The organism is Stenotrophomonas sp. 704A1, from assembly GCF_030549525.1.
GTDB lineage: Bacteria > Pseudomonadota > Gammaproteobacteria > Xanthomonadales > Xanthomonadaceae > Stenotrophomonas > Stenotrophomonas tuberculopleuritidis.
In genome coordinates, this window is the sequence record NZ_CP130831.1 from 1,593,458 (window position 1) to 1,616,692 (window position 23,235).

Sequence of the window (23,235 nt, forward strand, 5' to 3'; positions counted from 1 at the left end):
GCGGAAATCAGTTGGCAACGCAGCAGATGCGCGTGCCACCGGCGCGGCCATTGCCGCCGTACATGCACCCGGGCGTATCGACACAGCCGGGCGCGAAGCCGGTCTTCACCGGGGCCGCGAAGGCCTGCGCAACACCGAATGACATGGCAGCAACGACGATGACACCGGCGACAGACGAGAGCAGCGTTTTCTTCCCGATCATGCGTAACTCCTTCAGTTGGTGTGGCTTCCCGGATTCATGGCATGGGCGACGGCCTGCACGGTCTCTGCGTCGAGCTGGCCGACATGCTTGTAGCGGATGCTGCCATCGGCAGCGAGCACCATCAGCATCGGCGTCAGGGTGGCGCGGTAGCGTTTGGCAACCTCGCCCTGCTGGTCGATGGCAATGGGAAACTGCAGTGCATGCCTGCCGGCATAGTCGGCAAGCGCGTCATACGGTGGCAGGCCTACGCCCACCAGTTCGGCGCTGCCACGCGCGGTAGCGATCTCCTGCAGCTGCGGCAGCGAGGCCAGGCAATAGCGGCAGGCGGTGGAGAAGAAATACAGGATCTGCGGAACCGCGCGCGGGCCACCGATATCGACGTGGGTCTGCTGGGTCGTCCGCAGGGCCAGCGGGTCGGGACGGGCGCCCTCGGCCAGGCCATGGGCATCCAGCTGGGTCTGCTGCAGCTGCGCGGCCATCTGGCCGTTGATCTGGCGCAGCTGGCGGTTCTGCAGGGCGAGGACAACGACCAGGGCAGTCATCAGCAGGACGATTGCCGGAAACAGCACGCGCTTGAGCATCGATCATCCTTGAACGCAGCGTTGAACCGAACATACCGGAATTGGCGGCAGGGTTGTTAAGCTTTTGTATCATCGCGCCGTGGTCGCGCACGCCGCACGCTGGGCGTGGCCGTCCGCAGCGATGCCTACCCACCTCCAGGATGCCGACATGAGTGACCATGCCCCCGTTTCCCGTCCCAACCCGCTGCTCGAACTGCTGTTCGGCGGCAACATGCTGGAGGGCACCTTCAAGGCGGTGCTGTGGGTAGCGCTGCTGTCGGCGGTGCTGGCCTGGGCGACCTACCGCTGAGCCTGCTCAGGCGGCAGTGAACGCCTGGCGCAGGCTGCGCAGCGTCGCCTGCCGATGCTCGGCCGCGCAGGCCTCCCCCATCTCCAGCTCCTGCAGGCGCAGGCCGACCAGGGTCATCGACAGGGCATAGCCGCGTGCGGCGTCGGCGGCGCGCGACAGGCCCAGTGCGCGCCGTGTCAGTGCATCGACATGGTCCATGTCGGGCAGCAGGCCCAGGTAGGCGCGTTCGGCGCTGTCCAGGTCGGGCGCGCGCAGGATCGCGTGGGCATCGGCGGAAGGGGAGGCGGCGGCCATGCAGGATCCTTGTCCGTGGGGGCGGAGGCAGGTGCCGGTGCGGCGTTCGATCAGAACGCGCGCATCAGCGAGATGAAGGCGGATGTCTGGCCGCTGCGGCGTGCCATCGGGCTGTCCTCGACCGCGTCACCGAACCACTGGTTGGCGACCACGCCGGTGGCGCGCCACTTGGGCCCCAGCGGTGTGCTGACGGCGATCTGCAGGCTGGGCGAGGTCGCACTGCCGGGCGCGTAGGCGGCCAGCCCGGAGCGCAGGGCTTCTTCGCCGCTGATGCCGTAGTAGTAGTCGAGCAGGCGCGCGCTGGAATGCACCACGCCCACCCGCGGGACCCAGGTGAAGCGGCCGGCCTGGATCGGGTAGCTGTAGTGCAGGCTCGATTCGACACCGCCGCCGTGTCCGCTCACTTCGCGCTTGACGCTGGCGGCAAGCGCGCCCCAGTCGGCGCTGTATTCGGCGGTGACGCCGGCCATCGCCGACATCTGCCGGCTGTGCAGGCGCCGCAGCTGCGGGTCGTTCACATCGTCGGTCTTGAAACGCAGGGTGTAGGGCGTGACCACTGCCGACAGGCGCAGGCCGTCGGCCTTGTAGAGATGCATGCCCAGCGAGCCGGGGCTGGCGAAGAAGCGCTTGCCCTGCCAGGCCAGCGCCGGCAGCAGCAACGGCTTGTCGTCGTAATGCGCATAGGCACCGGTGGTCGCACCGAAGGTGATGCCGGCCTGGATGCCCGGTGCCTGTTCCTGCGCTCTGGCCAGCAACGGCGTGGAGAGAACGACGGTGCACAGCAGGGGGCGCAGCAGGACAGGGGGCAGTGAGGGCATCGGGGGAGCAGCATTGCAGGAGATGACGCTGCATGCTGCCGCCACAACATTGTCGGAACATTGCGCCGGCGCGGATCCGCCCGGATGCCGCCACGTGCACGCCGCAGGCACTATGATCGGCTCCGTTTCCGGCAGCCGAGTCCCCGATGCGCATCCTCCTGGTCGAAGATGACCCCGATCTTTCGCGGGCCCTGCAATCCGGGCTCGAGCGCCAGGGCGTGGTTGCCGACGCGGTCGGTACGCTGGCCGAGGCAGCGCTGGCGCTGCGCGAGCCGGTGCACCAGCTGCTGCTGCTCGATCGCCAGCTGCCCGACGGCGATGGTGCCCGGTTCGTGGCCACGGCGCGTGCGCTGCGGCCGAACCTGGCGGTCATCATGCTCACCGCCAAGGGCACGCTGAGCGACAAGGTGGAGGGCCTGGATGTCGGCGCGGACGACTACCTGGTCAAGCCGGTGGCCATCGAGGAACTGATGGCGCGCATCCGTGCCGTGTCGCGGCGGCCGTCGGCGATGGTCACACCGCGTCTGCGGCTGGGCCGGCTGGAGTTCGATTTCGAATCGCTGCAGGCGCAGGTGGACGGGCAGCCGGTCGCGCTGCCGCGACGCCAGGTGCTGGTGCTGCAGGCGCTGGCGATGCGCCAGGGGCGCACGGTCACGCGCTCGGCACTGGAAGCGGCGGTGTACGGCTTCGACGATGAGATCCAGTCCAATGCGCTGGACGCGCACATCTCCAAGCTGCGCAAGGCCTTGCAGCAGGCCGATGCGGGCGTCGAGATCCACGTGATCCGCGGCGTCGGTTACCTGCTGGCGGAGGCCTGAGATGGCACGACCGATCCGTTCGATCACCCTCGGCCTGGCCTGGCGCCTGTTCTTGGCGCAGGCGTTCACGGTGCTGTTTGCCGTCGTCGCACTGATCCTGACCTGGGGTGACAAGGACACCTGGGGCATGGACATGTTCATGGCCGAGGACGTCGCCAATGCCGTGCACAGCCGGGAGGGAACGCTGGTGCTGGACGAAGCGCGCTGGCAGAAGCTCGATGCCCGTGCAGGCGGCAACCTGTGGTTTGCCGCCGTGGACGATCGCGGCGCCTGGCTGCAGCGCGGGACGCTGCCGGCCATCCATGCGCCCCTGCTGGCACGGCTGCCCACCCTCGGCGCCTCCGAACTGGGTTCGCTGCTGCCGCCCTACCTGGACGTGGCGCGGGTGATGATCCGCAACGAGGAAGGCCGGCGCATCACCGTGATGGTCGGTGGCGCACCCAAGGGTGGCCTGCTCGATGGCGCGTTGATGGTGCTGCGCCTGATCGGCCTGTGGTTCTTCCTGCCGCTGATCGTGGTCACCCTGCTGGTGATGCCAACGGTGATCCATCGCGCCATGCGCGGTGTGCGCCGGTCGGCGCAGCAGGCGAAGGAGCTGGACATCGGCCAGCCCGGCGCACGCCTGGATGCGCAGCTGGTGTCCACTGAAGTAGCGCCGCTGGTCGAGGCATTCAACGATGCCATCGACAAGGTGCAGCAGGGATACGCGGCGCGCGACAAGTTCCTGGCCGACGCCGCCCACGAGCTGCGGGTGCCGATCGCAGTGGTACAGGCGCGGCTGTCGCAGCTGCCGCAGGGCGAGCTGAAGTCTCAGCTGCTCACCGATGTGGCGCGGCTGGGCAACGTCGCCGAGCACCTGCTCGACCTGCAGCGGCTGGACCGCAACATCGCCGCCCTGCAGCGCGTGGACCTGGCGCACGTCGTGCGTGAAGCCGCCGCCGACCTGGCGCCGCTGGTGGTGGGTGCCGGCTACGGCTTCGAAGTGGATGCACCGGAAACGCCGGTGTGGATCCAGGGCGACGGGCTGGCGCTGGGCCGGGTGATCGCCAACCTGGTGCACAACGCGATCGTGCACGGTGGCGGACGCGGCACCATCTGCGTGCGGCTGGATGCCTTCGGCCTGCTGGAAGTCAGCGACCAGGGCGCCGGCGTGCCGGTGGGCGACCGCGAAGCGATCTTCGAACCGTTCCACCGCCTGCGTGCGGCCGGCAGCGGCAGCGGCCTCGGCCTGCACCTGGTAAAGGAAATCGTGCAGCACCACGGCGGTACCGTCAGCGTCGGTGAAGCGGTCGGCGGCGGCGCCAGCTTCCGGGTCAACTTCCATCGCGGCAGCGTGCGTCGCTCCAGCGGCTGACCGTCGCGTGCGCGCTTGCCTGATGGCGGCAGGCTGCGGCGGCGCGGCAGTCTGTGCCCATGCCTGCCGAGCGCACACCGCCGCCGATGCTGGGCCCGGCGTGTGCCGCCGGCCTGGTCACGGGCGCACTGGCATGCGTGCTGTTGCCGGCGCTGCCGCCGCTATGGCCCTGCGTCGCGGCGGCCGGCCTGGCGGCGTCGGGATGGTTGCTGCGCTGGCGCGGGCGCGGACCCGCTGCGCTGCTGTTCGGCCTGGCCTGGACCGCCTGCCACGGCCACTGGGCGCTGCGGGCACAGCTGCCGGCTGGCGCCGCGGCACAGGAGGTGGTGGTGCGCGGCCGGGTGGTCGACCTGCCCGAAACCGGACCGGACCATACCCGGTTCCTGCTGGACGTGCAGCGTTGCGATGCAATGCCGGCGCTGCAGGGGCGGTTGCTGCAGGTCGGCTGGCACGACCCGTGGCGCGCCGCTGCGGGCGATGGCGCCGCTGATCTGCGCCACCGCGTGCAGGCAGGTGCCCAGTGGCAGCTTGCGCTGCAGGTGCGACCACCGCGCTCGCGCATCAACCCGGGCGGCTCCGATGGCGAACGGCATGCGCTGCTGCGTGGACTGGCCGGCAGCGGCCGCGTACGGGCGGCGGCCGGCGCACGCGAACTGCGCGGTGCACACGGGCTTCCGGCGTGGCGGCAGCGCACCAGCGCGGCGATTGCCGCACAGGTCGCACGCCCGTCGGCGCGCTTCATCCAGGCGCTGGCGCTGGGGGATACGCGCGCCCTGTCGGATGCCGACTGGGCGCAGCTGCGTGCGCTGGGCCTGACCCACCTGATTGCCATTTCCGGCTTCCATGTCGGCCTGGTCGCCGGCGCTGCCGCGCTGCTGTGCGCCGGACTCTGGCGGCTGTGGCCGGGCCTGGCCAGGTACTGGCCACGCCCGCAGGCGGCAGCGTGCGCGGCTGCGCTGGCCGCGGCCGGCTACGCCGTCATCGCCGGCAGCGAGCTGCCGACCGTGCGCACCGCGTTGATGATCGGCGTGGTGGCGCTGGCGCGGGCGGCGCGGCGACCGGTGACGGTGGCCCAGGGATTGTCGCTGGCGGCCTTGGCGATGCTGCTGCCGGCGCCGCTGTCGGTCATGTCGGCGGGGTTCTGGCTCAGCTTCGGCGGCGTGCTGTGGCTGCTCTGGTGCCTGCCGCAGGGGCGGCCGCGGGGCGCGGTGGCGCTGCTGCGGGGCGCGGTGGCGTCGCAGGGCGTGGCCAGCGTCGCCCTGCTGCCGCTGGCCGTGGTCCTGTTCGGTGGCACGGCCCGCCTGGGGCCGTTGCTGAACCTGCCGGTCATTCCGTGGTGGAGCCTGCTGGTGGTGCCGCTGGCCCTGCTGGGCACCGCGCTGCAGGCGCTGCGCGACGGTGCCGGGCAGGGCCCCTGGCGGGCGGCGGCGTGGCTGTTCGACCTCAGCTGGCGGCTGCTGCAGCCGCTGGCCGAGCATCCGCAGGCGATGTGGTGGCTGGCGCAGGCCCCGCTCTGGGCGTTGCCGGCGGCGCTGCTGGGGGTGTTCTGGTGGCTGCTGCCGCGCGGCGCGGGCGGTGTGCTGGAGGGGACACTGTTGTGCCTGCCGCTGCTGTGGCCGGCGCGCCCGGCGCCTGCGCAGGGGGAGGTGGAACTGCTGGTGCATGACGTCGGCCAGGGCGCGGCCGTGCTGGTGCGGACCGCCCGCCATGCGCTGTGGTACGACGTCGGCCCGCCGATGGCCGGGCAGGGCGACGAACGGGTGCTGGTGCCGGCCCTGCGCGCGCTGGGACAGGCGGCGCCCGGGCGGGTGCTGATCAGCCACGATCATCTGGACCACAGCGGCAACCTGGCTGCGTTGCAGCGCCGGTTGCCGGGCCTGGAGGTGCTGGCGCCGCCGGGCGCCATGATCGCCGGGGCCGGCCACTGCCATCGCGGGCTGCGCTGGCAGTGGGACGGGGTCGATTTCCAGGTGCTGCACCCTGCGCCGGATGACCGCGTCGATGGCAACGAGTCCAGCTGCGTGCTGCGGATCGCCGCGGCCAACGGGGTGGCGCTGCTGCCCGGCGACATCGGCCGGCACGGTGAGCAGGCGCTGCTGCAGCAGGGCGCCGCCGCGCTGCGCGCGGACGTGGTGCTGGTGCCGCACCACGGCAGTGGCGGCAGCTCCACGGCGGATTGGGTGCGCGCGGTGGCGCCGCGGCTGGCGCTGGTCTCGGCCGGGCACCAGAACCGGTTCGGCCACCCGAAACGTGACGTGGTCCAGCGCTGGCGCGCGGTCGGGGCCGAAGTGCTGTCCACCGCCGATGCCGGGGCGATCCGCGTATGGCTTGGCGCGCAAGGGCTGCAGGTGCGTGAACAGCGCATCCATGCGGCTGGATGGTGGGATGCCGCTGGGCGGGCGCGGTCGGCTGCTATCCTATCGCCGATCGAACAAGCGGCCGCTGGGCCGGAGGGTTGAAACGTGTGGGAACTGGTCAAGGCCGGTGGCTGGCCGATGGTGCCGCTGCTGCTGTTGGGCGTACTGGCTTTGGCGATCGTCCTGGAGCGTTTCTGGTCCCTGCGGCGTAACGAGGTGCTGCCGCCCGGGCTGGGCCAGGAAGTGCGCAACTGGGCCGCACGCGGCAAGCTCGACCCGGCGCACCTGCAGACCCTGCGTTCCAACTCGCCGCTGGGCGCACTGCTGGCTGCCGCACTGGAAGCGCGCAATCGTCCGCGCGACCAGATCCGTGAGCGCATCGAAGACACCGGTCGCCATCTGGTGCACCGCATGGAGCGCTTCCTCAATGCGCTGGGCACGATCGCTTCGGCCGGCCCGCTGCTGGGCCTGCTCGGTACCGTGGTCGGCATGATCCAGATGTTCCTCGGCATCCTCGACCATGGCGTGGGCGACGTGAACCAGCTGGCCGGCGGCATCGGCAAGGCGCTGGTGTGCACCGCCACCGGCATGATCGTGGCGATTCCGGCGCTGATGTTCCATCGCTACTTCAAGGGCCGCATCCACGGCTACGTCGTGGAGATGGAGCAGGAGGCCAGTGCGCTGCTGGACACGCTGGATGGTCGCCCGGGGGTGATGAACCCGGCACCGGCCGCGCGCGCCGCCTCCGCCGCCACGGCAAAGGCCTGATCGATGCGTATCGGCAACGACCGGTCCCAGGATGAACCGCATATCGACCTGGTGCCGCTGATCGACGTCATCCTGGTGCTGATCATCTTCTTCGTGGTCACCACCACGTTCGACGCGCGCTCGACCCTGCAGGTGCAGCTGCCGACCGCCAGCGAGCAGCAGACCCATGAACCGCCGCGCTCGCTGAGCGTGCTGATCAACGCGGACGGTCGCTACTTCGTCAATGACCAGGAAGTGCTGCGCAGTGATGTCGAATCGGTCAAGCAGACGATCGCCGCCGTTGCCGGCAGTGATCGCGAACAGACCGTGCTGCTGCGCGCCGACGCACGCACTCCCTACCAGGCCGTGGTCACCGCGCAGGATGCGCTGGGCCAGCTCGGCTTCCGTCGTATCGCCATTGCAACAGCGCCAGAGGTGCGTCCATGAGTTCCCATCACGCGCCGGTGTGGCCGATCTACAAACGACTGCTGGGCTACACCCGGGCCTATTGGGTGTTCATGGTGGCCGCGGTGATCGCCATGGTGGTCGAAGCGCTGGCCGGCTACCACTTCACCAAGCTGATGGAGCCGCTGGTCAACGAGGGCTTCGTCGACCCGCAGCCGCGTGCGGCGGTGGTGCTGCCGCTGACCATTCTTGGCCTGTTCCTGATGCGCAGCCTGGCGACCTGGGTCAGTGACTACACGCTGGCCCGCACCGGCCGCAGCGTGGTGCGCGATCTGCGCGAGCAGGTGCTGCAGAAGTACCTGCACCTGCCGTCCTCGCATTTCGACAGCGAAGCCACCCCGGTGATGGTCAGCCGCCTGAACTTCGATACCGAGCAGGTCACCCAGGCCAGCGCCGATGCGCTCAAGACCATCGTGGCCGACACCCTGACCATCATTGCGATGCTGGTGGTGATGCTGCAGATGAGCGTCAAGGTCACCCTCGCGATGCTGCTGGTGGTGCCGCTGATCGGCGGCATCGTGTCCTACGTGGGCAAGCGCTACCGGCGCATCAGCCGCGGTATCCAGGACGGCATGGGCACCATGGCGCAGACCGCCGAGCAGTCGCTGGCCGCGCAGCAGGAAGTGAAGGTTCACGGCACCCAGCAGCACGAGATCTCGCGCTACTCGCGCCTGGCCAACCGCATGCTGGCGCTGAACATGAAGGTGGAAGTCACCCGTGCCGCCGCCTCCAGCGTGGTGCAGTTCCTGGCCGCGCTCGCGCTGGCGGTGATCGTATGGGTATCGACCCGCGAAGCCCTTGCCGGCAAGCTCAACGCAGGCCAGTTCATGGGGCTGATGACCTCGATGATGGCCATCATTCCCTCGCTGCGCCGCCTGACCAGCGTGCAGACCTCCATCTCGCGCGGTGTGGCCGCCGCCGAGCGCCTGTTCGGCATCATCGACATGCCGGTCGAGCGTGACGAAGGCCGGCACAGCGTACAGCGCGTGCGCGGCGAGCTGGCCTTCGAGCACGTCATGCTGCGTTACCGCGAAGACAGCGGCATCGCCCTGGACGACATCAGCTTCGTGGCCCGGCCCGGCACGGTGACCGCCATCGTCGGCCGTTCCGGCAGCGGCAAGACCAGCCTGATCCGGCTGGTGCCGCGCTTCTACGAGCCCAACGGTGGCCGCATCCTGCTCGATGGCGTCGCCCTGGACGACTACCCGCTGGCCGACCTGCGCCGGCAGGTGGCCATCGTCGGCCAGAAGGTGATGCTGTTCGATGACACCATTGCCGCCAACATCGCCTATGGCATGGACGCCACCGACGAACAGATCCGCGCGGCGGCCGAAGCGGCCAATGCCTGGGAGTTCATCGCGCGCATGCCGCAGCAGCTGCAGACGCCGGTGGGCGAGAACGGTGCGCTGCTGTCCGGTGGCCAGCGCCAGCGCCTGGCGATCGCGCGGGCGATCCTGCGCGACGCCCCCATCCTGATCCTGGACGAAGCCACCGCCGCGCTGGACAACGAATCCGAACGGCTGGTGCAGGATGCCCTGCAGCGCCTGATGCCCGAGCGCACCACGCTGGTGATCGCGCACCGCCTGTCCACCATCGAACATGCCGACCAGGTGCTGGTGATGGACCATGGCCGCATCGTTGAACGTGGCACCCACCAGGAACTTCTGGCGATGGGCGGCCTGTACCAGCACCTGCACAACATGCAGTTCCGCGAAAGGCAGGACTGATGGCGGGCAAGGGTACCCAGACACCGCCGTACTGGTATGACGGCAGCCCGGTTCCGTGGCCGATGCGGCTGCTGGCGCCACTGTATGCCGGGGTTACCGCGCTGCGCCGGCGCCTGTACCGCCGTGGCTGGCGCAAGCGCCATGCGCTGCCGGTACCGGTCATCGTGGTCGGCAACATCACCGCCGGGGGCACCGGCAAGACCCCGCTCACCATCGCCCTGGTCGAGCGCCTGCGGGCTGCCGGCTGGAAACCGGGTGTGGCCAGCCGGGGCTATGGCCGCGAGGATGCCGACACGCCGCTGTGGGTGAAGGCCGATACGCCCACCGCCAAGGGCGGTGACGAGCCGGTGCTGATTGCCTGGAAGACCGGCGTGCCGGTCAGGGTGGACCGCGATCGGGTGGCGGCCGGCAAGGCGCTGATCGAGGCCGGCTGCGATGTGATCGTCTGCGACGATGGCCTGCAGCACTACCGGCTGGCACGCGATATCGAGATCGAAGTGGTCGATGCCCAGCGTCGCTACGGCAACGGCCTGATGATTCCGGCCGGCCCGCTGCGCGAGCCGGTCAGCCGTGCCGCTGAATGTGATTTCCGCGTGGTCAATCTCGGCCAGGCCGACGAAGACAGTGCAGCCCAGGCCTGCGGATTCGGGCAGTGGCCGATGGCCCTGCACATCGACAGTGCGCAGCCACTGGCCGGCGGCCGTGCGCGCCCGCTGGCGTACTTCAAGGGCCAGCGCGTGCACGCCGTGGCCGGCATCGCCCACCCGCAGCGCTTCTTCGACATGCTGCGCGCGCGCGGCATCGGCGTGGTGCCGCATGCGTTCGCCGACCACCAGGCCTACCAGCCGCAGGACCTGGCGTTCGGCAGCCAGCTGCCGGTGCTGATGACCGAGAAGGACGCGGTGAAGTGCCGCGCGTTCGGCAACGACTGGCATTACGCGGTGCCGCTGCGCGCAGAGATGCCTGCTGCGTTCTGGGTCGCGCTGACCGACCGCCTGGACAAGCTGCGACCGAACTGAGCGGCCGCGCGGCGCTTGCAAAACCACGCCGCCGGCCGCATTCCTGCTGTATCGCGCCTGCCGAGTACGCCCGCATGACCGAATTCGTTGTTGCCATCCCGGCCCGCTATGCCGCATCGCGGCTGCCGGGCAAGCCGCTGCGCCTGCTGGGCGGGGAGCCGCTGGTGCTGCACGTGGCGCGCCGCGCGCTGCAGGCCGGTGCCCGTGAGGTCTGGGTCGCCACCGATGATCCGCGCATTGCCGATGCGCTGGCAGGCCTGGCCGAAGTGAACGTGGCCATGACGGCCGCGTCCCACGCATCGGGCACCGATCGGCTGGCCGAATGCGCGCGCAGCGCCGGCTGGGCCGACGACACCGTGGTGGTCAACCTGCAGGGCGACGAACCGTTCGCACCGGCCGCCGGCATCCGCGCGGTGGCCGAGGCGCTGCTGGCCGGCACGGCGCCGATGTCGACCCTGGCCACGCCGGTCGAGGATGCGCGTACGCTGTTCGACCCCAACGTGGTCAAGCTGGTGCGCAACGTGCGCAACGAGGCCATGTACTTCAGCCGGGCCCCCATCGCCTGGCATCGCGATGGCTTCGCGCAGGGCCGCGATCACCTGCCCGACGGCCACCAGTGGCTGCGCCACATCGGCATCTATGGCTACCGCGCCGGCTTCCTGCAGCAGTTCGCCGCAATGCCGCCGGGCCAGCTGGAGCGGGTGGAATCGCTGGAGCAGCTGCGCGTGCTTGAAGCCGGGTTCCCGATCAGCGTGGCGATCACGCCCGAAGCCTTCCCGCCGGGCATCGATACGCCGGAGGATCTGCAGCGCGCCGAGACCCTGCTGCGGGCGATGGCCGCGCGATGAAGCTGCTGCTGGTCTGCCTGGGCAACATCTGCCGCTCGCCGATGGCCGAAGGTGCGCTGCGTGCGCGCCTGGAGGCCTCTGCCTTGGCCGGACGCGTGCAGATCGACTCGGCTGGCACCGGGGACTGGCACGTGGGGCAGCCGCCGGACCGGCGCGCCGTCGCCTGCGCGGCCGGGCATGGCGTGGACATCGCCGGCCTGCGCGCGCGGCAGCTGCAGGCGGCCGATTTCGAACGGTTCGACTGGATCCTGTGCGCCGACGAGGCCAACCTGCGTGATGCCGGCCGTCTGGCCACGGCGACCCAGCGCGGACGCCTGGCCCTGTACCTGCCGTGGTCGGGCGGGCAGGGCGGTCAGGCCATCCCCGATCCCTATACCGGCGGCCGGGACCATTTCGAGCAGGTCTGGTCGCTGGTCGACGCAGCGGCAGAACGTGCGGTGGCACGCCTGTTGCATGACGCCGACTCCGGCATAATCGGGTCATGAACGTCCAGCCCGTCCCGGACCTGCCCGAGTTCGCCACGTGGCTCAACGCCACGCCCTCCACCCTGACCGAACTGCGCGGTCGGCCGGTGGCATTGCTGTTCGTCAATGCCGCCTCGGCCTGGAGCGCGCAACGCCTGGCCGAGTTCGGCCAATGGCTGTCGCGTCACCCCGGCAAGCTGCAGCCCCTGGTGCTGCAGGTGCCGCGTTTCGACTTCGAGCGTGAGGCCGCTGCCGCGCTGAAACTGTTGCGCCGGCAGGGCTTGAGCATGCCGCTGCTGCTGGATGCGGACTGGGACGGGTGGCGCCGCTTCGGCGTGACCGCCTGGCCGACCCTGGTGCTGCTGGATGCGCAGGGGCGCGAGCAGCAGCGGCTGGTCGGCCTGGGCGCTGCCGGGGAGCTGGAACGGGCGTTGAACGCGCTCTGCGAAGGCACGCCGTCGGCCCCGGCGCGCGGTGGCAACGAACTGCACCCGGAGCCGCGGCAGGCGCTGCGCTTCCCTCTGGGGCTGGCGGTGAGCCAGGAGCGCCTGTACATCGCCGACAGTGGCCACCACCGCATCCTGGAATGCAGTCACGGCGGCCGCGTGCTGCGCCAGTTCGGCCTGGGCACCGCCGACTTCATGGATGGCACCCTCGCCGAAGCCGCGTTCCACCGGCCGCAGGCGCTGGCGCTGGAGCGCGAGGCGCTGTACGTCGCCGACACCGGCAACCATGCCGTGCGCCGGGTCAATCTGCTGACCGGCCAGGTCGATACCCTGTGCGGCAATGGCCGGCCCGGTGCACCGGTCGAAGGGCCGCTGGCCCAGCCCCGGCAGGTATCGCTGGACCATCCGGTCGGCCTGGCCATCGCCGACAACCAGCTGCATATCGCCATGGCCGGTGACAACCGTATCTGGAGCTATCACCTCGGCCAGCGCAGCCTGCAGTGGCGCGCCGGCAGCGGTGCACTGGATGAGCGCGACGGCAGCGGCCACCTGGCGGCGTTCGCGCAGCCCACCTCGCTGGCCGTGGTACAGCAGGTGCTGTACGTGGCCGATGCGCTGGGCTCATCGATCCGCGCGCTGCAGCTGCGCGGCGATCTGGTGCAGACCCTGGTCGGGCAGGGGCCGTGGCGCTTCGGCGATGCCGATGGCCCGCGCGCGCAGGCCAGCCTGCAGTTCCCGCAGGCCATCGCGCTGAGCCCGGATGCGCCGTTGCTGTGGATTGCCGATGCCGGCAACGGTCGCCTGCGCACGCTGCGTCTGGGCGGGGGCGAGCTGACCACCCAGCCACTGCCGCGGCGGTTGCACGGTCCGGCCGGGCTGGCCGTCGGTGCCAGCGCGGTCTGGATCGCCGAGACCGATGCCCACGCCGTACTGCGTTTCGACCCGGACAGCGGCGTACTCAGCGAAGTGCCGATCAGCGAATGACCGCAGTTCCCGTCCCGGCCTTCGATGGCAAGGCCTTCGCGGCCCAGTTGAGTACCGCGCCCGGGGTGTACCGCATGTACGCCGCCGATGACACCCTGCTGTATGTGGGCAAGGCGCGCGCGCTGCGCAACCGGGTGGGCAGCTACTTCAATGGCAGCCCGAAGAACGCGCGCATCATGTCGATGCTGTCGCAGATCGTGCGCATGGACGTGACGGTCACCCGCTCCGAAGCCGAAGCGCTGCTGCTGGAAAACCAGCTGATCAAATCGCTGTCGCCGCGCTACAACGTGTCCCTGCGCGACGACAAGACCTATCCGCATGTGCTGCTGACCCGCGAAGAATGGCCGCGGATCGCGCTGCACCGTGGGCCGCGTGCGATTCCTGGCCGCTACTTCGGGCCGTATCCAGGCGTCACTGCGGTACGCGAGACGCTGAACCTGATGCACAAGCTGTTCAAGCTGCGCAGCTGCGAAGACAGCGTGTTCCGCAACCGTTCGCGGCCCTGCCTGCAGTACCAGATCGGTCGCTGCAGTGCGCCCTGCGTCGAGCTGGTGCCGCCGGCGGAGTATGCCGAATCGGTGCGCCGTGCCGCGCTGTTCCTGGAAGGCAAGAGCGACGAGCTGACCCGCGAGCTGGGCGAGCAGATGCAGGCTGCCAGCGAGGCACTGGAATTCGAGCAGGCGGCGCGCCTGCGCGACCTGATCACCTCGCTGCGCAGCATGCAGACCCGCCAGTACGTGGATGGGCGTGCCGCCGACCTGGATGTGCTGGCGGTGGCCATGCAGGGTTCGCAGGCCTGCGTGATGCTGCTGGCGTTCCGCGATGGCCGCAACCTGGGCACGCGCCCGTTCTATCCGCGCACCAATGGCGAGGAGAGTGCGGATGAAGTGCTGGCGGCATTCGTCTCGCAGTACTACATCGAATTCGAGCCGCCGCGCGAGATCCTGCTGGACCGCGAGATTCCCGACGCCGACCTGATCGGCTCGGCGCTGTCCGCCTCGGCCGAGCGCAAGGTACTGCTGAAATGGAACGTGCGCGGCGAACGCGCAGGGTACGTCGAGCTGGCCAGCCGCAATGCCCAGTTGACCCTGGCCACCGAACTCAACAGCCGCAACGCACAGCACGCGCGCAGCGAAGCCCTGCGCGCGATGCTCGGGCTGGCCGAGCCGGTCAAGCGGGTGGAATGCTTCGATATCAGCCACACGATGGGCGAGGCCACGGTGGCCTCGTGCGTGGTGTTCGATGCTGCCGGCCCGGTGCGTGCGCAGTACCGCCGCTTCAACATCAGCGGCATCGAACCGGGCGATGACTACGCCGCCATGCGCCAGGCGATCGACCGCCGCTTCCGTCGTGCGGTGGAAGAGCAGGGTGTGCTGCCGGATGTGCTGCTGATCGACGGTGGCGCCGGCCAGCTGGCGCAGGCCCAGGCCGCGCTGGCCGACCTCGGCGTCGAGGGCGTGCTGCTGGTGGGCGTGGCCAAGGGCGTGGAGCGGCGTGCCGGCCACGAAGCGCTGGTGATGCCCGATGGTCGCGAGCTGCGCCCGGGCGCGGCCGACCCGGCACTGCAGTTCATCCAGCAGGTGCGCGACGAGGCGCACCGGTTCGCCATCACCGGCCACCGCGGGCGCCGGCAGAAGGCACGGATGACCAGCAAGCTGGAAGACATTCCAGGCATCGGCCCGCGCCGGCGTGCCAGCCTGCTCAAGCATTTCGGCGGCCTGGTCGGGCTGAAAGCCGCCGGTGAAGCGGAAATTGCCAAGGTGGAAGGCATCAATGACGCCCTCGCGGCACGCATCTACGCTAACCTGCACGGGTTGGCCACGCCCGATCCGGCCGAGTAGAGAGAGAAACCAGCAGCATGACGTTGACCCTGCCCACCTGGCTGACCTTGTTGCGGATCGTGATGATCCCGGTGCTGGTGCTGGTGTTCTACCTGCCCTACACCTGGACCAATTTCGCGTCGGCGGCGATCTTCGGCCTGGCCGCGATCACCGACTGGCTCGACGGCTGGATCGCCCGCCGTTACCAGCTGGAATCGGCCTTTGGCGCTTTCCTCGATCCGGTTGCGGACAAGCTGATGGTGGCAGTGGCATTGTTCCTGATCGTGCAGGGCCACCCCACGCCGTGGATGGCGTTCTGGGCGGCGGTGATCGTCGGCCGCGAGATCGCGGTGTCGGCGCTGCGCGAGTGGATGGCCGAGCTGGGCCAGCGCGCCAAGGTGCGGGTGGCGATGATCGGCAAGGTGAAAACCACCGCGCAGATGGTCGCGTTGTTGTGCCTGCTGTATTCGGTGGCGCCGAACGTGCCGGTGGAGGACATCTGGATGGGCCCGCCGGTGTTCCATATCGGCGACTGGACCCTGGCCATCGCCGCGGTGCTGACCCTGTGGTCGGGCCTGCAGTATCTGCATGCCGCCTGGCCGAGCCTGCGCGCAGACGAGCGTGCCGCACGCGAGCGTTCGCGGCAGAAGAAGCTGGGCAACTGAGAACCGGGGGCGGCCTGAAAAAACCGCTTGACGTCATTCCTGGAACAGGTAGAATTTCGCCTCCCAAGCGGGAATAGCTCAGTTGGTAGAGCGCAACCTTGCCAAGGTTGAGGTCGCGAGTTCGAGTCTCGTTTCCCGCTCCAGATTCAAGAAAAACGCTCCCGCAAGGGAGCGTTTTTCGTATGCGTGGACGTTTCCACGACGATCAATCATCGTCCTGCGCCGACGACCGCGAGCGCATGCCGGTGATGCGCGCTTCCTCGCGCGCCACCTGACGATCGGCAAACCAGTCCTGCACATCGCCTTCGAAGCTCGCCGGGCGCCCTTTGCCCTGCACGCCCTCGGCGATCGACGCCAGGCTGGAACGCGCCAGTTCTTCGCGCATGGCCTTCTGCGCATTGAGCATCACCGCGTGGATACCGCACACGCCACGGTTGGCCCATCGCGGCGGACTGCCGTCGAACAGCGCACAGCGCCCGCGGATTTCCTGGCAATCGAACAGCGCCTTCTGCCCCTCCACGGCATCGACCACATCCAACACGCTGATGTCCTCGGGCGCACGCGCCAACTGGTAACCGCCGCGGATGCCGCCGGTGGACTCGACGATTCCCGCCTTCTCCAGTTTCGGAAAAATCTTCGCCATGAAGGCGGCCGGCACCCCCTGCAGTTCGGCCAGGTCTCGACTGCTGGGTCGCTGCTCCAGCGGCGGGAGCAACCAGAGCAGGCAGTGCAGGGCGTACTCGACGCCCGTTCCGATGTGGGCCATGGGACCGGTCCAGAAAAATATAACGCGGACTATAGGGGCCTGAGTTACCGGCCGCAAGCCGCCTGCGCGTCGCGCAGGGCCTTGATTTCATTGGCGTTGTGGTGGTCATGCGGCTGCGGGGCAGGGCTGCTGGCCTGCACGCCGGCGCCCTGTTGCGCTTGCACCGTATAACGCGGACTCATATGATCCGCGTTATGTGCTGCGCAGGCGCAGCACATCACCCCGCCCATGGCGCCCGCGCACCAGGGCGCCTGAGCCCCCCGATTCCCATAAGGATTTCTTCCGTGTCCCAACGCATTCTTGTCATCGGCGCCGGCTTTGCCGGCATGTGGAGCGCGCTCGCCGCCGCCCGTCTTCTCGACCAGGCCGCGCGCCGTGACGTGGAGATCGTGCTGGTCGCGCCGGCGCCGGAGCTGCATGTCCGCCCACGCCTGTACGAAAAGGGGCCGGAGCGCATGAAAGCGCCGCTGCAGGCCATCTTCGATGCGGTCGGCGTGCGCTATCTCGCCGGGCGCGTCGAACACATCGACGTCGCCAGCCGGCAGGTACAGGTGGCCGGCACCGGCGCCGATGCCGCAGTGCAGACGCTGCACTACGATCGCCTGGTGCTGGCGGCCGGCAGCCGCCTGAACTGCCCGCCGATTCCCGGCCTGCAGCAGCACGCGTTCAATGTCGACCAGATCGCCGATGCAGCGCGCCTGCAGGCGCATGTGGAAGCGCTTGCCGCCCGCCCGCAGAGTGCTGCCCGCAATACGGTGGTGATCGCAGGCGCAGGCTTCACCGGCATCGAAACCGCAGCGGAGATGCCGGCGCGCCTGCGCGAGGTGCTCGGTGCCGATGCGGCGGTGAACGTCATCATGGTCGAGCGTGCCGATGCGCTGGGCCCGGACCTGGGAGAGGGGCCGCGCCCGCTCATCACCCAGGCCCTGACCGAACTCGGTGTGTCCTGGCGCCTGGGCTCCGGCGTAGCCCGCGTGGACGCCGACGGTGTGACGCTGGACAACGGCGAACGCATCGAAGCGGCTACCGTCGTCTGGACTGCAGGCGCGCGCGCCAGTGCCTTGGCTGCACAGATTCCCGGCCAGCACGATGCCGTCGGTCGGCTGTATGTGGACCGTACCCTCAAGGCGAAGGGGGTGGACGCGGTGTTCGCCACCGGTGACTGCGCACATGCCGCGACCGATGACGAGGGCAACGTGGCGATGATGTCCTGCCAGCACGCGATGAACCTGGGACGCTCCGCCGGGCATAACGCTGCCGCTGACCTGATCGGGGAATCGATGATTCCGTACGCGCAGCCCAAGTACGTGACATGCCTGGATCTGGGGCCGTGGGGCGCCGTCTACACCGAAGGCTGGGATCGCCAGGTGGTGCTGTCCGGTGCCGAGGCCAAGGCGCTCAAGACCCGCATCAACACCGAATGGATCTATCCGCCCACCGGTGAGCGCGCGGAGATCCTGGCCTCGGCTGATCCCCTTCGGATTGTGGTTGCCTGACAGCACGCGGCGAAACCCGCAGCAGTGCCGGAACGGCGCTGTTGCTGGAGCCCACTCAATGCGGTGCCGGTCCCCGGCACCGACGGCTTCATCCCCACTTCACCGCCACCCCATCGACCCGCCACGCGAGGGTTTGAAGCTGCATTACCGATCCGCCAAGGTGTGCCGCGATGCCTCATCCACCCTCCGCCTACGAGCACGACGTGGTCATCGTCGGCGCCAGCTTCGCCGGTGCCGCCTGCGCGCTGGCGGCCGCCCAGTACGGCCTGCGCGTCTGCGTGCTCGAACGCAAGGCCGACCCCGGCGAGCGCCTGCACACCACCGGCATCGTGGTGAAGGAGGCGATGGAGCAGACCTGGCTGGGGCGCATGCCTGAACATCTCGTGCAACGCGTCGCGAACGTGCGCCTGTATGCGCCGAACCTGCGCAGCGTGCTGCTGGCCGCCCCTGGCTATTACTTCCTCACCACCGATACGCCGAACCTGATGCGCTGGCTGGCCAGCGAACTGCGCGCGAACGGTGTCGACCTTCGCCTGCAGCAGTCGTTCACCGATGCCCATCGCAGGGGTGATGGCTGGCAGGTGGAAGGAACAGGGCGATGCGCCTATCTGGTCGGGGCCGACGGTGCGCGTTCGCGCGTGGCGCAGCGCACCGGCCTGGGCCAGGTGCGCGACACCCTTTATGGCGTCGAGCGCGAGTTCAATGGCCTGCAGTTGCCACAGGGGGATGCGCTGCACTGCTTCGTCAGCAAGCGTTATGCACCGGGCTACATCGGGTGGGTCGCGCAGAATCCTACGGGTGTGCAGGTCGGGCTCGCCCTGCGCCATGATCCGATGCAGGCGCGGGTGCCGGACATCGATGGCTTCATCGCGCATGTGCGCGACGTCGTCGGCATCGCACCGTCCTTGCAGCCGTCGTCCACCCGCGCCGGGCTGGTGCCCTGCGGCCTGCCGGATGGCCCGATCACCGGCCACCGCCTGGTCCTGACAGGGGATGCGGCCGGCATCGTCTCACCACTGTCCGCCGGAGGCATCCATTCCTCGTGGCGGCATGGCTGGGCGGTCGGCGAGGCGATTGCCCGCCATCTGCGCGGCCGAGGACCGGACACCGAACGGGTGGCGCGGCAGGCCGCCCCGGCCTTCCACGGCAAGCGCCTGCTGCGCTGGGCGATGGATCAACTGCAGGCCGATTGGCCGCTCAATGCGCTGGTGCACACGGCCGCCACGCGGCGCATCGCCGAGCAGATCTACTTCCACCGCCGCGGCGTGCGCGCGTGAGAGCGCCGGGTCGGGCAGCTGAACGCTGCCCCGCCGGGCGGGTGAAAAATCCGGTTGACGCCGTGCAGCAATATCGACACAATGGCGCTCCTTCGACGCAGGTCGGACGGAATCTGCGGGAATAGCTCAGTTGGTAGAGCGCAACCTTGCCAAGGTTGAGGTCGCGAGTTCGAGTCTCGTTTCCCGCTCCAGATCAGGAAGAACGCTCCCGCAAGGGGGCGTTTTTCGTTTGCGTTTCCGCACGGCTGCGAAGCGCCTGCCAGAGGGTGATCGACGACACCGTCCACAGGGCCAGGAACAGGCTCAGATCCAGCAGCAGCAACCACAGCAGGTGCGTGCCGTAGACCGGCGATTGATGCATCGCGCCCATCGCCATCGGTAGCGACCACGCCATCAGCAGCCCGAAAGCAATCAACAGGCGCAGCCAGAGCCGGCGCCATCGCCAGGGGCGCACGATCCAGGTGACAGCAGCGATTTCGACCGTGCTCACAAGGGCAAAGACCGCAACCGCGCCGATGGGATAGGGCTGCACGTCGCCGGGTTCGCGCCAGCGCTGCATCCAGTAGTCGGTCTGCGTGCCGGCATGAATCAGCGCGGCCATCACCGCCAGCCAGATCACGGCTGCCGCCAGGCAGTACCCGCGGATGCTGCGATCACTCATGCGTCGGGCTCCTTGCGTGCTGCGGGCGGTGGTGTGCGTGGCGAAGCGCATGCTGGCGGTGATCGGGGCAGGGTACCGAGCGCTCAGGGCCCGGATCGCGCTGCGTGAAGACTGTTGACGGCGTGAAGGAATTTGGACACAATAGCGCTCCTTCGACGCAGGTCGGGGAATCTGCGGGAATAGCTCAGTTGGTAGAGCGCAACCTTGCCAAGGTTGAGGTCGCGAGTTCGAGTCTCGTTTCCCGCTCCAGATAGTGATCTACAGACTTCTACTGACGTCTGTAAGTCGTTGAAAAGAGGGGCTTTGGCCCCTTTTTTCATTCCAGCGAGCGCCACGGAAATCCACCCACAGCTACCGTTTTTGAGTGACCAATTGAGGCACAAGAATACGGTTGGGACGGCTACCGGATAGTTGCTGGGGCTGAGCGGGAACCATGACGAGCATTAGGCCTAAGTCATAACTTAGGAGCCTCGAAATGGCACTCTCTGATCTGACAGTCCGGCAGGCAAGAACCACCGGCAAGCGCTACACCCTCTCCGATAACGACTGCCTGGGCCTGATGGTCTCTGCCGCAGGCGGCAAGTCGTGGATCTTCCGATACTACTGGCTGGGCAAGCAAAAGCGCATGTCCCTGGGTGGCTATCCCGCCCTCAGTCTGCGCGAGGCCCGCGCCGAGCGGGACAAGGCTCAGGTTCTGCTCGCCAAGGGCATTGATCCCCAAATCGAACGCGACCAGCGCCGGCACGCGGCCAAGCTGGCGGGCGAATACACCTTCAAGAACGTCTTCGATGCTTGGGTCGAGCATCGCCGCAAGGAACTCAAGGAAGGCCGTCAGAGCACGCTTTCGCAGATCCTGCGCATCTTCAACAAGGACGTGCTGCCTACCCTGGGGAAGATGTCGATCTACGACATTCGACGGCCCCAGCTCGTGGGCGTCGTGGCGGCGATCGAGAAACGCAAGGCGTTCACCACCGCCGAGAAGGTCCGCACCTGGTTCAACCAGATGTTCCGCTATGCCCTGGTCATCGCCGAAGGGCTGGAAGTCAATCCGGCCGCGGACCTGGACGTGGTGGCCGAGCCCAAGCCCCCGGTGGCCCACAACCCCTATCTGCACCTGCCCGAGCTGCCCGAGTTCCTTCAGAAGCTCCGGCGCTACAACCCCCGGGGCTGGCAGACCCAGCTTGGCGTCCGGCTGCTGTTCCTGACGGGGGTGCGCACGGGCGAGTTGCGCCTGGCCGAGCCTGAGCAATTCGACCTCGACCGCGGCTTGTGGATCATCCCGCCGCAGGTCGTCAAGCAACTCCAGGACGAAATGCGCAAGGCCGGCAAGCGGCCGCAGGACGTGCCGCCCTACATCGTGCCCCTGTCCCTGCAGGCCATCGAGATCGTGCGCTATCTCCTGGGCGTGATGCGTCCAGCGCAGAAGTACCTGCTGTCGCATCGCAGCGAACTCAAGAAGCGCATCAGCGAGAACACCCTCAACAAGGCCGTGCAGCTCATGGGCTACGAGGGGCGCCTGACCGGCCACGGCATCCGCGGCACCATCTCGACCGCGCTCAACGAGATCGGATACCCGAAGATTTGGGTGGACGCTCAGCTTTCGCACTCCGACCCCAACAAGGTGAGTTCGGCCTACAACCACGCCAAGTACGTGGAGCCTCGGCGTCGCATGATGCAGGACTGGGCAGACCGTCTTGACCTGCTCGAACAGGGTGAAGTCGAAGCCGCGAGCGCGCATCTGACCATCCGTATCGACGGGGTGCCGGCAATGGCGGAAGTGGAGGAAGTGGTGGGCGCGGTCTCCACGACTGCTGAGCCTGTTGTCCCCGGCGTGCCGCCCGTGGTGGCCACGCCTATCGTCGTGACCCCCAACAGCGGCGGAATCATGTTCCAGCGGCTGTCGCAGGTGCCGCCGCCTCCGGTGCATGCCCCGGAGCCGGAAGTCTCCGCGATCCAGCGCGAGCGCGAGGAAATGCTGGCCATCTACGAGTCGCCGAACAATCTGCCGGTCCCGCTGTTCGGCAAGCTGGCCGGGAAGTCCAAGGACCAGATCAACCGCGAGCTGAAGGCGGGCAAGCTGCTGTCGATCAGCCTGGGCAACCGGGGGCAGCGGGTTCCCGACTGGCAACTGGTGCCGCTCAAGCACAAGCTGGCCCAAGTGCTCATGAACCAATGCCCGCACGCCGATTCGTGGGACCTGTACCGCATGCTGACCCAGCCTCACCCCGACCTGGGTGATCGTGCGGCCATTGATGCGGTCACGCCAACGAACGTGCCCGCAATCATCCGGGTTCTCATGGGCGACTACCAGCACCATGCGGATGTGCCCGAGGCCGTTGCCCCGCGGCCCATCCCCGAGGACGTGCGGCAGAGCGTCCGCCGACTGGTGGACAGCGCAGCGGTGCTTGAAGGGGTCTAGTCCGGTCTAGTCCCATGCTGCAACCTATGGCCGGGATGAGACGGCTCCGGCCTATAGGAGTGCCTGCTACAGGGCGCCTGCCTCGGCGATCTGCAGCGCCCTGCGCTCGAAACGCTTGGCAGCAGAATCTGCTTGCGCGTGGGGCCGTTGGAGGTACGTCACGATCTCATAGGGGCCATCGGCGAGCGGTCGCATGCTTACCCCCCATTGATGGGCACGCTCGATGCGCGATTGCGCGCATACGCCGATGCCGTAGCCGGCTGAAACCCACAGCGCCATCATCTCGAATGAAGTTGCAGGCAGGATGTTCTCTTGGTCCACTGGCATCAGGGAGGCCAACCTCTCGTCCAGCAAGGGACAAGCCTCCGCCTGCCAGCGATAGATTGGATAGTCCTGAAGATCGGAGATGGTGAGCTTCGCCTGATCAACCAAACGGAACCGCGGTGGTATCGCGACGGCCATGCTTTCGCACCACAGCCTCCGGCTACTCGTCAGGTGATCCCCCGCACTGCTAAGAGATAGCCCCGCGTCGTAGCGGCCCTCATGCAGGCCCGTTACCAGCTCTTGATCCGAAACTTCACGCACGGCGATCGCGACACCCGGCTCGTGCGCTCGCTGCAGTGCAAGCAGCGCCGACAGCCGTGAAGACGGCACACCTGGCGCTATGGCGAGTGTGAAATTCGGGGACGGTCTGATGGCGTTGTGCATGGATGCCCCC

Annotated in this window: 24 protein-coding genes and 3 tRNA genes; 19 read left to right on the forward strand and 8 right to left on the reverse strand. The window is 68.5% G+C overall.

All coding sequences use genetic code 11. The features are described 5' to 3' along the window. Nucleotides 1–7 precede the first annotated feature (7 nt). Nucleotides 8–202 carry a hypothetical protein gene (locus tag Q5Z10_RS07380; RefSeq protein ID WP_303638594.1) on the reverse strand — a complete coding sequence of 65 codons (195 nt, stop codon included), beginning with the start codon at nt 200–202 and terminating at the stop codon, nt 8–10. An 11-nt stretch (nt 203–213) separates the two neighbouring features. Next, entirely contained in the window at nt 214–783 is a 570-nt protein-coding gene (locus tag Q5Z10_RS07385; RefSeq protein ID WP_303638595.1) for a TlpA family protein disulfide reductase, read from the reverse strand. A 148-nt stretch (nt 784–931) separates the two neighbouring features. Here Q5Z10_RS07385 and Q5Z10_RS07390 point away from each other — a divergent pair, with 148 nt between their 5' ends. Continuing rightward, entirely contained in the window at nt 932–1,072 is a 141-nt protein-coding gene (locus Q5Z10_RS07390; protein ID WP_303638596.1) for a hypothetical protein, read from the forward strand. A gap of 6 nt (nt 1,073–1,078) precedes the next feature. Here the strand turns inward: Q5Z10_RS07390 and Q5Z10_RS07395 are convergent, their stop codons facing one another. Together Q5Z10_RS07395 and Q5Z10_RS07400 are read right to left on the reverse strand one after the other, a co-directional pair. After that, nucleotides 1,079–1,366: a hypothetical protein gene (locus Q5Z10_RS07395; protein ID WP_303638597.1), complete on the reverse strand. Its 288-nt coding sequence runs from the start codon at nt 1,364–1,366 to the stop codon at nt 1,079–1,081. A gap of 50 nt (nt 1,367–1,416) precedes the next feature. Then, nucleotides 1,417–2,184, reverse strand: coding sequence for a MipA/OmpV family protein (locus Q5Z10_RS07400; protein WP_303638598.1), 768 nt, complete (start codon nt 2,182–2,184; stop codon nt 1,417–1,419). 146 nt (nt 2,185–2,330) lie between these two features. On the opposite strand from Q5Z10_RS07400, the gene Q5Z10_RS07405 reads away from it, so the two are divergent. The 13 genes from Q5Z10_RS07405 to Q5Z10_RS07465 all read left to right on the forward strand — a co-directional run bounded on the left by Q5Z10_RS07405 (nt 2,331) and on the right by Q5Z10_RS07465 (nt 16,041). Continuing rightward, the gene (locus Q5Z10_RS07405; RefSeq protein ID WP_303638599.1) at nt 2,331–3,002 is read left to right on the forward strand and encodes a response regulator; all 672 of its coding nucleotides are present in this window, start codon (nt 2,331–2,333) and stop codon (nt 3,000–3,002) included. 1 nt (nt 3,003) lies between these two features. Continuing rightward, complete coding sequence (locus Q5Z10_RS07410) at nt 3,004–4,356, forward strand: sensor histidine kinase (RefSeq protein ID WP_303638600.1); 1,353 nt, start codon at nt 3,004–3,006, stop codon at nt 4,354–4,356. A 59-nt stretch (nt 4,357–4,415) separates the two neighbouring features. Next, nucleotides 4,416–6,815, forward strand: a complete 2,400-nt coding sequence (locus tag Q5Z10_RS07415) for a DNA internalization-related competence protein ComEC/Rec2 (protein ID WP_303638601.1) — start codon at nt 4,416–4,418, stop codon at nt 6,813–6,815. Between the two features lie 3 nt (nt 6,816–6,818). After that, nucleotides 6,819–7,481 (forward strand): MotA/TolQ/ExbB proton channel family protein, encoded by a 663-nt coding sequence (locus Q5Z10_RS07420; protein WP_303638602.1) that lies wholly within the window; start codon nt 6,819–6,821, stop codon nt 7,479–7,481. 3 nt (nt 7,482–7,484) lie between these two features. After that, nucleotides 7,485–7,907 (forward strand): ExbD/TolR family protein, encoded by a 423-nt coding sequence (locus Q5Z10_RS07425; RefSeq protein ID WP_303638603.1) that lies wholly within the window; start codon nt 7,485–7,487, stop codon nt 7,905–7,907. Then, complete coding sequence (gene msbA, locus Q5Z10_RS07430) at nt 7,904–9,652, forward strand: lipid A export permease/ATP-binding protein MsbA (RefSeq protein WP_303638604.1); 1,749 nt, start codon at nt 7,904–7,906, stop codon at nt 9,650–9,652. The genes Q5Z10_RS07425 and msbA overlap by 4 nt, the downstream gene beginning before the upstream one ends. Then, a complete protein-coding gene (lpxK, locus tag Q5Z10_RS07435) occupies nt 9,652–10,671 on the forward strand; it encodes a tetraacyldisaccharide 4'-kinase (protein WP_303638605.1) in 1,020 nt (339 codons plus the stop codon). The genes msbA and lpxK overlap by 1 nt, the downstream gene beginning before the upstream one ends. Before the next feature lie 74 nt (nt 10,672–10,745). Beyond that, nucleotides 10,746–11,519 carry a 3-deoxy-manno-octulosonate cytidylyltransferase gene (kdsB, locus tag Q5Z10_RS07440; protein WP_303638606.1) on the forward strand — a complete coding sequence of 258 codons (774 nt, stop codon included), beginning with the start codon at nt 10,746–10,748 and terminating at the stop codon, nt 11,517–11,519. Continuing rightward, complete coding sequence (locus tag Q5Z10_RS07445) at nt 11,516–12,004, forward strand: low molecular weight protein-tyrosine-phosphatase (RefSeq protein WP_303638607.1); 489 nt, start codon at nt 11,516–11,518, stop codon at nt 12,002–12,004. Before kdsB ends, Q5Z10_RS07445 begins: the two co-directional genes overlap by 4 nt. After that, entirely contained in the window at nt 12,001–13,413 is a 1,413-nt protein-coding gene (locus tag Q5Z10_RS07450) for a hypothetical protein (protein WP_303638608.1), read from the forward strand. Before Q5Z10_RS07445 ends, Q5Z10_RS07450 begins: the two co-directional genes overlap by 4 nt. Further along, on the forward strand, nt 13,410–15,254 hold the full coding sequence (gene uvrC, locus Q5Z10_RS07455; protein ID WP_303638609.1) for an excinuclease ABC subunit UvrC: 1,845 nt from the start codon (nt 13,410–13,412) through the stop codon (nt 15,252–15,254). The genes Q5Z10_RS07450 and uvrC overlap by 4 nt, the downstream gene beginning before the upstream one ends. A gap of 17 nt (nt 15,255–15,271) precedes the next feature. After that, the gene (gene pgsA, locus Q5Z10_RS07460) at nt 15,272–15,898 is read left to right on the forward strand and encodes a CDP-diacylglycerol--glycerol-3-phosphate 3-phosphatidyltransferase (protein ID WP_303638610.1); all 627 of its coding nucleotides are present in this window, start codon (nt 15,272–15,274) and stop codon (nt 15,896–15,898) included. Nucleotides 15,899–15,965: 67 nt separating this feature from the next. Continuing rightward, nucleotides 15,966–16,041: transfer RNA gene (locus tag Q5Z10_RS07465), tRNA-Gly, on the forward strand. Between the two features lie 62 nt (nt 16,042–16,103). Here the strand turns inward: Q5Z10_RS07465 and Q5Z10_RS07470 are convergent. Both Q5Z10_RS07470 and Q5Z10_RS07475 read right to left on the reverse strand, forming a co-directional pair. Next, nucleotides 16,104–16,664, reverse strand: coding sequence for an RrF2 family transcriptional regulator (locus Q5Z10_RS07470; protein WP_303638611.1), 561 nt, complete (start codon nt 16,662–16,664; stop codon nt 16,104–16,106). Between the two features lie 44 nt (nt 16,665–16,708). Next, entirely contained in the window at nt 16,709–16,846 is a 138-nt protein-coding gene (locus tag Q5Z10_RS07475) for a hypothetical protein (protein WP_303638612.1), read from the reverse strand. A gap of 102 nt (nt 16,847–16,948) precedes the next feature. Between Q5Z10_RS07475 and Q5Z10_RS07480 the strand changes: the two genes are divergently transcribed. The 3 genes from Q5Z10_RS07480 to Q5Z10_RS07490 all read left to right on the forward strand — a co-directional run bounded on the left by Q5Z10_RS07480 (nt 16,949) and on the right by Q5Z10_RS07490 (nt 19,628). After that, a complete protein-coding gene (locus Q5Z10_RS07480) occupies nt 16,949–18,160 on the forward strand; it encodes an NAD(P)/FAD-dependent oxidoreductase (protein ID WP_303638613.1) in 1,212 nt (403 codons plus the stop codon). Between the two features lie 170 nt (nt 18,161–18,330). After that, a complete protein-coding gene (locus Q5Z10_RS07485; protein ID WP_303638614.1) occupies nt 18,331–19,437 on the forward strand; it encodes an NAD(P)/FAD-dependent oxidoreductase in 1,107 nt (368 codons plus the stop codon). Between the two features lie 115 nt (nt 19,438–19,552). Continuing rightward, nucleotides 19,553–19,628: transfer RNA gene (locus Q5Z10_RS07490), tRNA-Gly, on the forward strand. Between the two features lie 2 nt (nt 19,629–19,630). On the opposite strand, the gene Q5Z10_RS07495 is transcribed toward Q5Z10_RS07490, so the two are convergent. Beyond that, nucleotides 19,631–20,098 (reverse strand): hypothetical protein, encoded by a 468-nt coding sequence (locus Q5Z10_RS07495; RefSeq protein ID WP_303638615.1) that lies wholly within the window; start codon nt 20,096–20,098, stop codon nt 19,631–19,633. Nucleotides 20,099–20,271: 173 nt separating this feature from the next. Between Q5Z10_RS07495 and Q5Z10_RS07500 the strand changes: the two genes are divergently transcribed. Together Q5Z10_RS07500 and Q5Z10_RS07505 are read left to right on the forward strand one after the other, a co-directional pair. After that, nucleotides 20,272–20,347: transfer RNA gene (locus Q5Z10_RS07500), tRNA-Gly, on the forward strand. Nucleotides 20,348–20,573: 226 nt separating this feature from the next. After that, nucleotides 20,574–22,517 (forward strand): tyrosine-type recombinase/integrase, encoded by a 1,944-nt coding sequence (locus Q5Z10_RS07505; protein ID WP_012614046.1) that lies wholly within the window; start codon nt 20,574–20,576, stop codon nt 22,515–22,517. Nucleotides 22,518–22,583: 66 nt separating this feature from the next. Here the strand turns inward: Q5Z10_RS07505 and Q5Z10_RS07510 are convergent, their stop codons facing one another. Next, nucleotides 22,584–23,225, reverse strand: a complete 642-nt coding sequence (locus tag Q5Z10_RS07510) for a substrate-binding domain-containing protein (protein WP_012614047.1) — start codon at nt 23,223–23,225, stop codon at nt 22,584–22,586. Nucleotides 23,226–23,235: the final 10 nt, after the last annotated feature.

Excerpts from the sequence above, each read along its gene's own strand:
- Q5Z10_RS07510 (WP_012614047.1), bottom strand. The coding sequence starts at position 23,225 with ATGCACAACGCCATCAGACCGTCCCCGAATTTCACACTCGCCATAGCG.
- Q5Z10_RS07400 (WP_303638598.1), bottom strand. The coding sequence starts at position 2,184 with ATGCCCTCACTGCCCCCTGTCCTGCTGCGCCCCCTGCTGTGCACCGTC.
- Q5Z10_RS07505 (WP_012614046.1), top strand. The coding sequence starts at position 20,574 with ATGGCACTCTCTGATCTGACAGTCCGGCAGGCAAGAACCACCGGCAAG.
- Q5Z10_RS07470 (WP_303638611.1), bottom strand. The coding sequence starts at position 16,664 with ATGGCCCACATCGGAACGGGCGTCGAGTACGCCCTGCACTGCCTGCTC.
- Q5Z10_RS07385 (WP_303638595.1), bottom strand. The coding sequence starts at position 783 with ATGCTCAAGCGCGTGCTGTTTCCGGCAATCGTCCTGCTGATGACTGCC.
- lpxK (WP_303638605.1), top strand. The coding sequence starts at position 9,652 with ATGGCGGGCAAGGGTACCCAGACACCGCCGTACTGGTATGACGGCAGC.
- Q5Z10_RS07380 (WP_303638594.1), bottom strand. The coding sequence starts at position 202 with ATGATCGGGAAGAAAACGCTGCTCTCGTCTGTCGCCGGTGTCATCGTC.
- Q5Z10_RS07390 (WP_303638596.1), top strand. The coding sequence starts at position 932 with ATGAGTGACCATGCCCCCGTTTCCCGTCCCAACCCGCTGCTCGAACTG.
- msbA (WP_303638604.1), top strand. The coding sequence starts at position 7,904 with ATGAGTTCCCATCACGCGCCGGTGTGGCCGATCTACAAACGACTGCTG.
- Q5Z10_RS07405 (WP_303638599.1), top strand. The coding sequence starts at position 2,331 with ATGCGCATCCTCCTGGTCGAAGATGACCCCGATCTTTCGCGGGCCCTG.
- Q5Z10_RS07485 (WP_303638614.1), top strand. The coding sequence starts at position 18,331 with ATGCCTCATCCACCCTCCGCCTACGAGCACGACGTGGTCATCGTCGGC.
- Q5Z10_RS07475 (WP_303638612.1), bottom strand. The coding sequence starts at position 16,846 with ATGAGTCCGCGTTATACGGTGCAAGCGCAACAGGGCGCCGGCGTGCAG.
- pgsA (WP_303638610.1), top strand. The coding sequence starts at position 15,272 with ATGACGTTGACCCTGCCCACCTGGCTGACCTTGTTGCGGATCGTGATG.
- Q5Z10_RS07450 (WP_303638608.1), top strand. The coding sequence starts at position 12,001 with ATGAACGTCCAGCCCGTCCCGGACCTGCCCGAGTTCGCCACGTGGCTC.
- Q5Z10_RS07495 (WP_303638615.1), bottom strand. The coding sequence starts at position 20,098 with ATGAGTGATCGCAGCATCCGCGGGTACTGCCTGGCGGCAGCCGTGATC.
- Q5Z10_RS07415 (WP_303638601.1), top strand. The coding sequence starts at position 4,416 with ATGCCTGCCGAGCGCACACCGCCGCCGATGCTGGGCCCGGCGTGTGCC.
- Q5Z10_RS07425 (WP_303638603.1), top strand. The coding sequence starts at position 7,485 with ATGCGTATCGGCAACGACCGGTCCCAGGATGAACCGCATATCGACCTG.
- Q5Z10_RS07445 (WP_303638607.1), top strand. The coding sequence starts at position 11,516 with ATGAAGCTGCTGCTGGTCTGCCTGGGCAACATCTGCCGCTCGCCGATG.
- uvrC (WP_303638609.1), top strand. The coding sequence starts at position 13,410 with ATGACCGCAGTTCCCGTCCCGGCCTTCGATGGCAAGGCCTTCGCGGCC.
- kdsB (WP_303638606.1), top strand. The coding sequence starts at position 10,746 with ATGACCGAATTCGTTGTTGCCATCCCGGCCCGCTATGCCGCATCGCGG.
- Q5Z10_RS07395 (WP_303638597.1), bottom strand. The coding sequence starts at position 1,366 with ATGGCCGCCGCCTCCCCTTCCGCCGATGCCCACGCGATCCTGCGCGCG.
- Q5Z10_RS07410 (WP_303638600.1), top strand. The coding sequence starts at position 3,004 with ATGGCACGACCGATCCGTTCGATCACCCTCGGCCTGGCCTGGCGCCTG.